This is a genomic window from Sphingomonadaceae bacterium OTU29LAMAA1, from assembly GCA_024072375.1.
GTDB lineage: Bacteria > Pseudomonadota > Alphaproteobacteria > Sphingomonadales > Sphingomonadaceae > Sphingomonas.
Genome location: CP099617.1, coordinates 374,331 through 387,444, shown reverse-complemented (window position 1 = coordinate 387,444; position 13,114 = coordinate 374,331). Strand labels below are relative to the sequence as shown.

Genomic DNA, 13,114 nt, shown 5'->3' with positions numbered 1-13,114 from the left:
CCGCCGTGGGCGACACCGGGCCCCTGGCGCGGCGGCTACGATCCGGTCGCCCCGGAGCAACGGCGCGGGCTGTCGATCGCGATCCGGCACCGCGCGATGGCCACCCGAGGGTATGACGGCGGACATCCGTTCGTACGAAGGCGCCGATCCGCTCAAGCGAAGAACCTCCCACCCTCGTAGATCAGGTGCTGACGCGCACCGTTCTCGTGAGCGATGACGTGGCCGACCGCCCAGGCGGTCAGAGGACCACGTGCATAGGCGAGATCAAGTTGGCAGACGCCGGCCGTGCAGATGCCTCCCCGCGTGGTGGGACGATGGTTATGGCCCAGGATCGCCTTGATGCCCATGCCCTCGAAGAAGGACATGGCGCCGCGCTTGCCGTCCGCGCCGCTGTGACCGTGAATGCCGCATTCGACGCCGGCGATCTTCAACCCCTCGCCCGTCGCCAGGAAGCGGACCTGCGGCAATCCATCGTCAGACAGACCTCGAAGCACGTGCTCGAACAGTCCATCGGCGTCGATGTCGTTCGCCAGACGCCGATGCAGGGCGAGGGAGCATTCCAGGAAGAACTCGGCATTGACCGGATCCTGACGGAAGTCCGCCTCCCGCAACCAACGGACCAGAGCGTCGTCGTGGTTGGACTGGACGACCACGACCTCCGACCACTTCCGCCGCGTCGCCGCCAAGAAACGCGCTGTCGCCAGGAACTCGGACCTGACGCATTCGCGCCCACTCGACATGAGGGCGAACCGACGGTGGGGATCGCGGGCGTCGTGATGGCTACGTGCCGAGAAGTCGCAGATGTCGTGGAAGACCATGGTTCTCGGCCGGAGCCGATCGACGATAGGCATCTGCCGATTGGCCCGACCGTCGGTCACCCCCCAGGTTGCTGCGGCGACGGCGGGGTCGAGGTGTGCATGATGCACGTCGCCGAACACGATCGCCCGAATGGAGCAGCCGACCTTCACGGCTCCTCCCGAGACGTGCCTGTCGAGATCATGGAAGGAGCCATCTCCATCGACATGCGCCAGCAGGTGACGACAGTGTGCGTGGCCATCGGCACGCACCTCGATGATCACTGCGCCCAGCTCCACCCGCCAGTCGGCCCGGGATCCGCTGCGGGGCAGCGTCGCCGCGCCGGTGGTCATCTGCACGCGCAGCCCCTCGCTTCGGATGCGCGCAAGCGTCTCCAACTGGATCCCGCTATGCGGGATGAGCGTCCAGGTGGCATCGCGTGGAATGGAAGCGGCATCGAGCGGACGGGAGGACTGCAGGGCCCTAGCCGCCACCACGTCGACGAGGCCGGCGATGTTGATCCGGCCTGTGGTCGCAAGCGTCCTCAACCTCGCGTCCCCCCCGCCGACGAGTCCCACCGCGCCGGTACGTATCACGAGCAATTCGGCGTTGATCCGCGCGGCATATGCCTGCAGATTGACCCAGAAGCCGCCATGCACCTCGGCGCCCGCTTCTACGGAGGTCAGGACGTACCGCGCGATGCCCACCGCCGGGGGATCTATGCGCCGATCGACCGTCGGCCCCGGCACCTCCTCCGGCAAGAGAGGTGCGCCCGTCCCGGATCCGCCAGCCGGCGCCGCGCATGTACCCAGCGAGAATCGGGAATGCTTCGCGGGCCGTCCGCCGACGTTCTCCAGCGGCGCGCAGAAACGGGTGACGACGTCACCGAGCATCATCTCACGCAGCGGCGGCGGCCGGACGCCCTGGTCTCGCAGGATGTTGCGCTGGTACTGGACGAGGGCTTCGCGGACCCGGATCTGCGAGACGCCCAACTCCCGCGCGACCAGGGACATCGAACGATGTCTGAGGAACAGATCGTGTATCGCTGCCTGCTGCGGCGTGACGAACGTCCGGCTTGTCACGGGTGAACTCCGTGTCGACGAAGCGAGACCACACTGTCGCGCGAACCCCGCCCGCGGGCCGCACCAGCCGAATGCGAGCGCACACGCGACCGGCAACATGCCCGTGACGACGCGACGAGAATGAGCGGAGCGATCGGTCCGTTCGCTCTTTCGCACTCACCGAACTCCGTCATCTCTTGTCTCCGGATCATCAACTCGGGTCAGTCGCGCCAGGGCGTCTCCAACGGCAGCAGACCGACCTCGAACTCGACGGTCGTCTCCCCCGAAAGGCACGACACGTTGCGTGCGACGAAGCCTCGGCCGCGCAGCAGGGGGTGATCGAGCAGATCATCCAACGGGCGGCGAACGGCCGCCGCCGCCACCGTGTCGGGCAGCTCCCCCGGTATCCGGATCCTCGCCATCCCCGCCGCCGTCGAGAGCGCGCAGGCGTCGCCGCGCAACGTGACGTCGAGACATCGACCGGCCACCGCGACCTCCACCCAGTCCGCCAGGGCACCGTCGATCATGACCGCATCGCCGACACGTAGCGGAAGGACGTCGACGTCGAACCGCGTGGCGGTGGACGACCAAGTCTTGCCTCCGAAGGCCCTGATCCTGGGCCTCACCCTGAACGAGGCGGCGGCGTAATCGGGTAGCCCGGCACATCCCGGCCAACCTCGGCTGGGCCTCATGCGCTGAAGAGCCGCCTGAACATCCGTCCCGCCGCTGGCCAGCATGTCCGGGACCAGGACCGACATGGAACGCAACGCGTCGGTGAGATAGCTCCGGAAGGCTGCGAGACGCATGGCCGACGCCAGACGATCGATCGTGAGGATGTCCTCGCGGGCACGACGCCCGGCCCGCCCGAAGGCGATCATATCCTCATCCCTGAACGGCTCGGAGGTCATGACGGCCATCCACCGGTCTCGAGAAAGAGCGTGAGGAGCCGCTGGGTCAGGGCGGGGGCGCCGCTGCCATATGCGAGCTCACCCCACGCGTCCCACCGGTCAACCCGCTCGGCGAGCCACGCGTAGAAGTCGTCACGCGTCGCGGGACCACCGAACGGATGGGACCACACCACCCGCCTGACGGGCATCCGGCCGCCTTGACCGATGCCGGTGAGCGTCACCAGATGGGTCCTGCCGACCCGCTCGCGGGCAAAGACATGAGGCAGCCCGGCCACGCGGCGTTCGAACGCCTGCAGAGTCGACTCGCGTTCCCTATCGGCCGCGTCGCGGCGTTCGCGATTTGCCGCCTCGACGATGTCGGCGAACGGCAAATCGATCCAGGCAGGATCACGCGTCGCCTGCAGCATCAGCATGACGGACCGGCCCTCCGTGGAGAGGGGCGCGCCGAAGACGGTGTGCCCACCGGCCACCTCCAGCAACCCGACCGATCCAAGCCAGCACTGGTAGAAACGCCAGAACATGAGATCCCCACCAAGAAGGTCGTGCATCGTCTCCGTACCCGATGAGCCGCGGCGTCCGACCGCGCACAGGACGCGCAGCAGCAGCTCCTGCTGCTCCGACGTCGCGTTGTTCGGCGGGAAGCGGAGGTGCCCACGCCAGTAGGCGTCGCGTACGCTGTGCCAGCGCCGACCCTGCTCGTCCTCGAGAGCACCGCGAGACGTTCGTAGCCACCACCCCCAAGGCAGATCGGCGCCATCAATGCCCCCGGCCATCACAGGTCCCCCGCACCGGGATCGAGTCCCACCGGCGGCAAGGGCCGGCCTTCACGCGGCGGAGGCTCCACGCCGTCGGCGATCGCTCGGAGCTGCGCTGCGAGGTTGCGCACCTCGCGATACACGTAGCCGTCGTCACGATACTCCTGGCCGATCTCCGCTGCGAGGAAGCGGGCGCAAGCGTGACGGTCCTCGTCCGGCACGAGATCGTAGGCGTGATCGCAGTCGAACCCGAACCACCAGAGGTGTGCGTCCTCGATCCGATAGCTGGTGGCGTGGTTCGTAGCCGATCCGTTTCGGATGCGCCTGGGCACGTGGCAGATCCGCCTCGCCTCCACCACGATGCGGCGCTCGGGCGTCGGACCGTCCTCGCAGATACGCGCATAGGTGAGCCCGCCATGCACCTCGATGCCGAAGTCCGCCGGGATCGCCTCGTACTTCCACCCCCAAAGTGGATGGTGACGGGGAACACCGACGTAGCCACTCAGATACCCGCCTTCGGTCGCACGCATCATGATGCACTCGTAACCGCTCGCGGGGTCCCGCCACGCCACCTTGTCGGCCTCTCCCAACCAGCACCCCCCCGTCTCGGGAGTCACCTCCTCGACATAGAAGATCTCGTCGGCATCGATCGTGCCCCCGCTGGTCACGTAGCGCCGGCCCGACACCAAGGTGGTGCCGCCCTCGCGGATGACGGCACCGCCGGCGGCATCGACCCTCGCGGCGGCCTCGGCGGAACCGAGAATGGCAACCAGCGGCCGACCAGTCACATCGGACGGCTCGTCCGCACCCATCTTCTTACTCACCATGATCTTCTCCTCTCAATTTTATGACGTTCGCGCAGGCACGCCGCCGGCTACGATGGCGGTTGGAACAGCCTCATGATCGATCAGCGCCGCGGCATTCGGGCGCCGACGCCGCCGACCTGCCTCAAGGGGGCGGGGCCTCGGCGAGCAGCGCGTCCAATGCGTTCGCCACCGCCGTCAGGCGGAACGCCAGCTCGGTGCATCGCGCGAGGACATACCGCTCGTCCCGATAGAGAGGGTCGCCAACGGTACACTCGCCGGCGGCACTCCGCCGAGGCTGGAGGTCGCCCGGCTGATCGCAGCTAAATCCGAACCACCACCTTGGATCGTCGACCTCGCCGATCTTCAGCTGCCTCATCGCGGTGGACTCCGGGCCGTCCTCGTCGCTCAGTTCGCTGTAGCTGAGCCCCCCATGGACCGAGACGCGCAGGCCCGAGGGGATCTCCCGATGATCCCAGCCGAACATCGGGTGGCCCAGATCGACGCCGACGTAGCCGCAGAGATGGCCTCCGACCTCCGCGCGCAGGATCACGCAGTGCAGACCCGTGCCGACGTCTATCCAGGCGAGCTTGTCGGCCTCCCCTTCCCATGGCCCTGGCCCGGCGGGGCGCCGATCCGGCACCTCGAAGACGCGGCTGGCGACGATGGCGCTTCCCCCGATGGCACGGTCAGGGAGCCGCCGGGATGTCGCTCGGGCTGAAGCGTCGTTGCCGATCATCATGGTCTTCCCTCCCAGGCGAGGATCACAGGAACCGTGTGCGCGCGGTGACCTGCTCGAGGTCGGGACAGATCGCCTTGGGGTTGGCCTCGACGGCGTAGACGTTCGCCGCGAGCCAGAACTGCTCGGGCACGAGCGCGTCGTCGGCCACCTCCCGCCACCAGACCCTGCGAGTGGAATCCCACCGGTAGCCGCGGGCGCGGAGCATATCCTTCACGCCGAAGTCCGCTCCATTCGCACGTACGATCCAGCTGCACTTGGCACCCTGCTCGATCATCTCCGAAAGCGCCGTCCGACCGGCACCGTCCTCGTGGCGCAGCATCGCGATAAGCGCATCGACGTCTGCGGAGGCGCGATGGCCGCAGTGATAGAAGCCATTCTGCACCAGAAGGTAGCCAAGCACGCGACCGTCAAAGCCGCGCGCCTTCCAGTCCACCTGACGCATGGAGCAGCACCAATTCAGGTCGCGAGCCTCCGGAAGCCGGGCTTCGACCCAAGCCCGATCGAAGCTCGAATTATGCGCCACGACGAAGCTAGCCGAGCGCAGGAGGCGCGTGGCGTCCCCCTCGTCGATCTCCTCGTCGGCGAGATCGCTGTCGGTGAGGCCGGTGAGTGACATGATCTCGGGGGTCAGCGGCTCACCCGGATCCTCGCGCCATTCGTACGCCTCGTCGATGTCGGTGATGACGCCATCTCGATCGTACCGGAAGCGTCGAATGGCGAGTTCGATCACCTTGCCGGTGCTATGGTCCAGCCCGGTGGTCTCGACATCGATGGCCACGCCGACGAACGGTCCGCGTCCTGCGCCCTTGCCCGTCGGTCCCTCCGGCAGGCGCAGCGGATGGAGGACGCGCACGTCCCCCGCGCCGGCCGCGTGTTCGCGGCCGGCCTCGGTCTGCATGTTCATGAATCACTCCGTCTATCTGGCGGACATCGGCGGCACGAGGCGCGGCGACGGTCCGTCCGCGAAGGTCGCCTTGCCGATCAGAGGCAGGGCCAACTACGCGGGCGGCTCATCACGCCTGGATGCACTGCTGGATGTCTACCCCGAAGGTAAGGGCCGCCGGGGAGGCGTGGTCGCGCTGCATACGGCGAATGAGCTCCACCACGGCGTCCGAAACCAGCGCCACCACCACCGGCGAAGCCCTGTGGATCCCCGGACGGATGTCGGCGACAGCCGCCAAGTCCGGGCCGAAGCGGCCGGTGAGCCGTGCGCGCACCTCGTAGACGTTCCGGGCCATCGAGGCATGGAACGCCTGGATCATGACGTTGTCGCGCGTATCGACGAGCGTCGCCGTGTACAGCCGCAGCCTGGTGGAACCAGCGGAACGCGACCGATCGGCACGGCCGGAAGCTCCAAGGCCGCCCCCATGCAGGTAGTCGAACTCCGCGTCGTCGAAATCATCATCATCGTCGTCGCTCATAAGCGCGTCGACCGGTCCCCTCTCCACATCGAGCCCGAGCCCGAGGCCGTGCACGAGCACAGCCCGCTCACAGGCGTCACGCTGCAGACAGGCCTCGATGGCACTGCCGCCGTCGAAGACCTTCCTGGGGGCCAGCATCCAGCTCATCGCGTCGCGGGGGTTCCCATCCCGCTGGAAACGGGCACCAGCCTCCGCAGCCGCCAGCGCGACACGACAGATCGCGCGATCCGTGGTCACCACACGGCGATCGGTCGGGGCATCGTCGGCCAGCGGATCCAACACGACGATCCCGCCGGTAAGACGGTTGTTCTGCTTGGTCGGGCGGTCCGCAACGTTAACATCCATGACACTGCTCCCTCTGTGCGCCATCCGGCGCGGGACGTCGGGTTCGACGACCTCGGACCCCCAATATGGAGACGGCACCGGACAGTTCAACGGTTCCGGAACAATTGTATAGTTAGTCTGTCGTTACCACATGTGGATCAGCCCTTGGACGGGGGCGATCGCTTCGCGTATCAGTATAGGGTGGAAAACATGCAGGCCATGCAGGTGATGAGTGCACTAGCACAGCCAACGAGGCTTCTCGTCTGGCGAAGACTCGTCGAACGGTTGCCCGCGGGTATGACCGCGGGGGACATCGCCAAGGTGGCGGGGGTTTCGAAGAACGGCATGAGCCCGCACTTTGCGATACTCACGGCGGCCGGTCTGCTGTCCTCCGAGAAGATCGGAAGGACGGTGATCTACAAGGCCGAAACCGCGCCGGTGGAAGGACTAAGCGACTTCCTCATGCTGGCGGCGGACCTCAGTCCAGCCCCGAGGACGGCAGGGAAGGCGCCACTTTCTGGCCTTCCAAGAACCACTGACGGCAACTGACGGATAGCCAGAACATCAGGGTGCGATCCGACGTTCGGCGCGCGTAAATGAGAGATTCCAACAGATCTCGTATCGAAAACGAGAGACGGCAACCGTCCTCTATCCTTATCGAGCATGAAACTCGCCGTAGCTTCTATTATGCACCTAAGCTTATGGGCCGCTAACGGAGTGCCGCCTCCCAAAAATCGTGACGGTGATCGTGCCGATCACGAGATCAAGGGCCAAGTCGGCTATTCCCGTAAGCCGATAAGTGCATCGTGATCGTCGTGCTTGCGTAAAAAGCGAACGGATCGGCTGCTGCACCTTGCAATGCGTCGGCGCACGTGTTTCCATCCTCGAATGCCTCAGCGCATACTCAGCCAGCGTCAACGACTGCAGGAGCACCTGGAGGACGCCTTAGTCGAGGCCGACTCGCTGGAGGCACATGCAGTCGCCGCTCTGATCAGCGAGGCGATGAATGTACTCGCGGGTCTACCGGACCTCAGGTCGTTGGACCGGTGACGTGGCGATGCTCAGCCTCCACATCGGGCTGTGCGCTCAGTGCGTCTCCCAGCGGCTCATCCACCCAGGGCGCAGCAACACGCACGCGGTTGCTTCAGCGACGAAACGACAGATGATGCAGATCGACGAACATTCCGCCCAAAACCCTATATCGGCGGCAACGTGGAAGCGTGAATGCCTGGAGATCTGAGTGTTCAAGATGCTGCAAGAAGAGGTGACCCGGTCGGTTTGATCCAGACCGCCAAACGCGCGATCTTCGAAGCAACTGCTATCGCAGCCGCCATGCCCCATGGCTTCGTTCCATCCGCGCCGGTCTATCTCCTGTTTAGCCTGTTCGTGGCCGAAGAGGCATCCCAGTGCGTCGAGGCCGAAGGCCTCGATCCGCTCGGCAGCATGTCCCGGGAGGTGAGCAAGCGGTGGGCGAACGCCCTATGCGCGGCTGGACTGATCGAGCGGCGGGGTCGCTTTCTGGAACTCACCGCGGATGGCTATGCCAAGGTGACCGACATCCTCAGCGCGATGCTCGGCGAAGCGGCTGCTCTCGGCGGGTGATCCTTCTCGAGGCCGAACTGGCGGTAAGCTCCCCGCGATCTCATCCCCGCGTGAAATCTCCGCCGGCTCGCGATCCTCGTTGCCGATCGCCCCCCCTGCTCGCGGTGCGTCGCTATGTCCCACTTCGCAAAGTGGCGATACCCCCGAACGACCTGCCTGGATGAACCGTCACGGGCTTGGCCGGATCGAACCTCTATACGTGCCGTATGCAAGCGTTCCGAAAATCGCAGGCCATGCCGCTGACATGCGCTGGCGAACGCAATCGTGCGCGAATACGCGAAATACCGAAGACATGCGTGAAATTACGCATGTTCGATCAGGTGTACGCGGTAAATCGCGAAGCGACGAACCAGCTGCAGAGCCCCCTCCTCTCCTCGCCTAAGCATGGGTGAACGTAATGGCCAGACCAGCGGCGCTTGAGGCGTCCGCCGCGCGCAGACCCGCCGATGTGTCCTCGAACACGAGGCAGTCCGACGCATCGACGTCCAGTTTCTCCGCGCCCGGAAGGAAACATGCAGGATAGGGCTTACCCCGATCCAATTCGTCCGAGGTGACTAGGATCCGCGGGATGGCGATACCCGCCCGCAGGAGACGTGCTTCGGCGAGTGCGCGCGAGAAGGCGACGTCACGATGGCCCAACGTCCCTCCGGAACACCGGCCAGGAAATCGATTACGCCTAGTACCGGTTCGACGCCGTCGGTATCCTCTATTTCCCTGCTTGTGATCCAAGCCGCCTCCACGATGGGATCGGCAACGCCGAGCGTCTTCATCGTCTCGACCGTCCGAACGGCGTGCATGATGGAGACGGACGTGGGCCGGACCGACGCCGCGCATCGACGCCCAGCTCGTCCAGGCTCGATTGGCCGAGTCGATGCTGGTGATCAGGGTGCCATCCATGTCGAACAGAATGCGGCGAAGTAGCGGCCTCCATACGGGACGACGGCGGAAGCGCTTAGGGGAATGCTCATCCCTCGGGTCATACGGGCGCTTGGGCGGGGTTCAAGCGCCGGACGCCTCCGAACAGAACTCGCGTTTCAGCTTGAAAGGCTTGGCATTCGCGACAGGCCCGCGGAATATTCGTGAAACTTGTCAACATAGACGCATGCCGACACCCTCAGTCTCTCGATTGAAGCGTCATCAAGCTGACGGACGAGCTTCGCGGGCACTCCCATGATCAGGCTACGTGCCGGGAACGTCTTGCCCTCTGTGACGAGGGCTCCCGCTCCCACGAGGCAATGATCGCCTACCACGGAGCCGTTCAAGATCGTCGCTCCCATGCCGATCAGCACGTTGCTGCCTATGGTGCACCCGTGCAGGATCGCATGATGGCCGATCGTCACGCCCTCGCCGACCGTCAGTGGTGCCTCTGGATCCGAATGCAGCATCGCACCGTCTTGCACGTTGGTACGAGCCCCTACGAAGATAGGAGTGTTGTCGGCCCGGATCACCGCACCGAACCAAACGTTCACGTTGTCACCAAGACGTGCGTCGCCGATGATGTCCGCGGACGGTGCCAGCCACACTCCGCCGCCTAGAGACGGTCGAGCATTCCCGATTGCGTAGCAAGGCACCGAACTCTCCTTCACCCTCGAATGACCACTATTGTAGTTTAGGGCCTATACAACTCGCGATCACATCTTCGCGCGGAGACCCACTTTGAAGAACCGTCCGATCGGGTCGAACTGCTGAGCGTTGCCGAAGAGACGCAACTGCGCTGGCTCGCCCTTGTCGAGGACATTGTTGATCGTGCCGAACACCTCGTAGCGATCGACGCCTCCAGCATCAGGGATCTTCACCCGTGCTGTCAGGTCAAGATAGAACCGAGAGTCAACCCGATTGATGTTGGCGCTGTTGGGCAGGTTGATATTATAACCATCATCCTCCGGACCGACCTTGGTCGGATCTAGGATTGCTTTCGGAACGTAGCGCCCATGAGCCGTGATTGCCCAACTTGGCGTGGAATAGGTGACGACCCCGTCCAGCTTCCACCGCGGTACGCCCTGAATGTTGGTGATGGATCCACTGTTGCCGGTGACGTTGTCGAGTTGGGTGACCACCCCGGTCGCTCCGACAGTCGAAAGATCGATGATGTAGTTGCCATTCACCTGGAAGTCGAAGTTGCCGGAAAATGCCGGAAGGCGATAATCCATCACGAGCTCCAGGCCCTCGGCATGCAGCTGACTGAGGTTCTGGAAGTTCGAGAAGACCGTGTTGATCGATCCGTTGGCGTTGAATGCGATCAGATTGCAAAGCAGCGTCTGCTGCCGGCATGCCGAGGCGATCACCGGGGCGGAAAGGGAGTCGATCGCCCCTTTCACCTTGATGTCGTAATAGTCGACCGAGAGGTTGAAGCGCGGCACGAACGTCGGCCGCAACACGACGCCCGCGGTGAACGTATCTCCTCGTTCAAGCTGGAGATTGGTGTTGCCGCCAGTCACCACCGTCTGCAGCGACGTCCCGCCTACGAACGGATCGGCCAAGGGAATGGTGACAGTCGTCGCGTTGGGACTGGATTCCTGCGCGGTGGGTGCCCGGATGTCACGCGACCGGGTAACCCGGAAGGTGATATCGGAAACTGGCGTGTAAACGACGCCTCCTTTCCATGTCGTCGCGTTGCCGAACGGATCGTAGTGGGTGTAGCGGACGGCGCCGTCGATATCGAGCGCCTTGCCGAGTGGGGAGTCCTTCAGCAGAGGCAAGCCCGCTTCCAGATAGCCTTCATAGACGCTGGTCTTCGTGAACGGCAGCGCGGTAGTGCCGGCTTGGATGTAGTTGCCGGCCAGCGTGTTGGCATCCGCACCGCCCACCGCAGTGTCGCGACGCCACTCGCCGCCGACAGCGACCTTGACCTCACCTGCCCAGGTGCTGAACGGCGAGCCACGCAGGTTCACCGCCGCGGCATGCTGTTCGTACCGGCGCGACTGCGTCTCGGTCACCAGATATCGATCGACAGCCGCCTGCGAGACTTGGCCGTAGCCGAACAGGTTGATCGGGATGCAGCCGTTACCGGGCTTTGTGAGGGTTGTACGGCAGATGATCGTACCGGGCGCGACTCCCGCCAGCCCGGCGGGCGCCACGACGGCGTCGACGCCATCATTCCACTCCTTCAGACGCGACCGCTTGTCGACGACGTCCGAGTCCACCCTGCCGTAGGTGTAGTAGGTATCCCAACTCCAGCCTCCTCCGAAGTCTCCTTTCAGGCCGATCGCGCCGCGGTATGTATCAAGCGTGCTCGTCGCTAGGGCAACGGGACCGATGGCGAAGCTCGACGAATTGACAAGGAGCTTCGTGATCGTCGGGTCGGCCGCGAGAACGGTCGCGCGGGTGGCGGCGGAAAGATAGGGATTGTTGATGTCGATGGTCGCGGGCGAGTCCTGCACCGGCGTCGTGGCGGTTGGACCGCCAACGACATGGCCGTACATGAATTCAGCAGATAGGACGATCGAGGACGTTACGTCATAGTCTGCATGGACCATGGCTGAGACGTGCTCGGTGGGAACGACGAGCGGCGTTGGGCTAAACCCGAGGAGGTAAGGCTGCGTCGGGTCGCGTCCTTGCTGGAACAGACCGCTCAGCAGGTTGCCGAAGGTGTAGGGGATGAGGTTGCCCGCAGCGTCGAACTGCTTGCCGCGCAGCGCCGCAGGTAGCGCGGTCGCACCGGTGTTCAGGACCTGCTGACCGAGGGTGATCGTGCCTCCTGCCCCATTCGATTTCACCGCACCGGATAGAATGCCGTTCTCGTTCTGAACGAAGGTGATGTCGTTTAGTACCAGCGTCGCCGGCAGCCCGTTCGTGCTGGTCCGCGTCGCGGTGTTGTAGCCGGGATTGGGAATGTAGTTGGTGTATTTGGCGCACCAGGATCGCGTCTCGCAGGTCCCGATGCCATATTCCTTTGAGTACTCGATTCCGGCAACGACATGGCCCCGCCCGCTCGCAAAGTCGCTGCCGCCTGCTGCGGCTGCATAGAAGGTCCTTCCGTCACCACGTTGACTGATGCCGCTGTTGATTTCGGCCTTCATCCCGGTGAGTTTCGTGTCGAGGATGAGGTTCACCACGCCTGAAACCGCATTCGCGCCATAGGCCGCCGATGCGCCGCCCGTGACTACCTCGGTTCTTTGCACCAGGATCGAAGGGATACTGTTGAGATCGACGGTACCGTTGTCGCTGCTGCCGACGAAACGGCGTCCGTCGACCAGCGTCAGCGTGCGCGTTGCGCCAAGGCCACGCAGATCAAGCGTTCGTGCGCCGATGTTTCCCGAAACACGAAACGAGTTTGCCGCCGGCGTGCTCGTCGCCCGGAACGATGGCAGCTGGTTAAGCGCGTCCGCGACATTGGTGATTGCAAGCTGCTGCAGCCGCTGTTCGCCGATGACGTTCACCGGCGTCGGCGCGTCGTACCCTGCTCGACCGAGCCGCGAGCCGGTAACGACGATGTCTGGCGATGATGACGGATCGGGGGCCCCTGTCGGACTTGCGGACGAAGTCTGCTCCGGCGGCGTCACCCGTTCCGGAGTAGTAGCCACGGGCGGCGGCGAAGGCACCACAGCCTGCGCCAAAGCAGCCGATGCCTGCATGACCGTGGCGACGCCTATTGCCGCAGTAGTAGCGCGCAATGTGGTTATCAGGCGGTTCTTAGCCATGTATTGCATCCCCTATGTGTCCGGCGCGCTTACGGCCGCCGAATTGTGAGTCGGGGTTTAGAC

The 13,114-nt window shown here is 64.6% G+C and carries 11 protein-coding genes; 2 read left to right on the top strand and 9 right to left on the bottom strand.

Translation table 11 applies throughout. The features are described 5' to 3' along the window. Positions 1–152 precede the first annotated feature (152 nt). The 7 genes from NF699_02170 to NF699_02140 all read right to left on the bottom strand — a co-directional run bounded on the left by NF699_02170 (position 153) and on the right by NF699_02140 (position 6,830). The gene (locus tag NF699_02170) at positions 153–1,877 is read right to left on the bottom strand and encodes a hypothetical protein (GenBank protein USU05528.1); all 1,725 of its coding nucleotides are present in this window, start codon (positions 1,875–1,877) and stop codon (positions 153–155) included. Between the two features lie 200 nt (positions 1,878–2,077). After that, the gene (locus tag NF699_02165; protein ID USU05527.1) at positions 2,078–2,773 is read right to left on the bottom strand and encodes a hypothetical protein; all 696 of its coding nucleotides are present in this window, start codon (positions 2,771–2,773) and stop codon (positions 2,078–2,080) included. Beyond that, entirely contained in the window at positions 2,761–3,537 is a 777-nt protein-coding gene (locus NF699_02160; GenBank protein USU05526.1) for a hypothetical protein, read from the bottom strand. Before NF699_02160 ends, NF699_02165 begins: the two co-directional genes overlap by 13 nt. Continuing rightward, on the bottom strand, positions 3,537–4,346 hold the full coding sequence (locus NF699_02155) for a hypothetical protein (GenBank protein ID USU05525.1): 810 nt from the start codon (positions 4,344–4,346) through the stop codon (positions 3,537–3,539). The genes NF699_02160 and NF699_02155 overlap by 1 nt, the downstream gene beginning before the upstream one ends. 121 nt (positions 4,347–4,467) lie before the next feature. Continuing rightward, positions 4,468–5,064 (bottom strand): hypothetical protein, encoded by a 597-nt coding sequence (locus NF699_02150; protein ID USU05524.1) that lies wholly within the window; start codon positions 5,062–5,064, stop codon positions 4,468–4,470. 22 nt (positions 5,065–5,086) lie between these two features. After that, positions 5,087–5,962 carry a 3'-5' exonuclease gene (locus NF699_02145; GenBank protein USU05523.1) on the bottom strand — a complete coding sequence of 292 codons (876 nt, stop codon included), beginning with the start codon at positions 5,960–5,962 and terminating at the stop codon, positions 5,087–5,089. Positions 5,963–6,077: 115 nt separating this feature from the next. Beyond that, entirely contained in the window at positions 6,078–6,830 is a 753-nt protein-coding gene (locus NF699_02140) for a hypothetical protein (GenBank protein USU05522.1), read from the bottom strand. Between the two features lie 189 nt (positions 6,831–7,019). On the opposite strand from NF699_02140, the gene NF699_02135 reads away from it, so the two are divergent. Continuing rightward, a complete protein-coding gene (locus tag NF699_02135; protein USU05521.1) occupies positions 7,020–7,358 on the top strand; it encodes a metalloregulator ArsR/SmtB family transcription factor in 339 nt (112 codons plus the stop codon). A 729-nt stretch (positions 7,359–8,087) separates the two neighbouring features. Further along, positions 8,088–8,411: a hypothetical protein gene (locus NF699_02130; protein USU05520.1), complete on the top strand. Its 324-nt coding sequence runs from the start codon at positions 8,088–8,090 to the stop codon at positions 8,409–8,411. A 1,034-nt stretch (positions 8,412–9,445) separates the two neighbouring features. On the opposite strand, the gene NF699_02125 is transcribed toward NF699_02130, so the two are convergent. Both NF699_02125 and NF699_02120 read right to left on the bottom strand, forming a co-directional pair. Continuing rightward, complete coding sequence (locus NF699_02125; GenBank protein USU05519.1) at positions 9,446–9,934, bottom strand: gamma carbonic anhydrase family protein; 489 nt, start codon at positions 9,932–9,934, stop codon at positions 9,446–9,448. A gap of 108 nt (positions 9,935–10,042) precedes the next feature. Next, positions 10,043–13,051 carry a TonB-dependent receptor gene (locus NF699_02120; GenBank protein USU05518.1) on the bottom strand — a complete coding sequence of 1,003 codons (3,009 nt, stop codon included), beginning with the start codon at positions 13,049–13,051 and terminating at the stop codon, positions 10,043–10,045. Between the last annotated feature and the right edge of the window lie 63 nt (positions 13,052–13,114).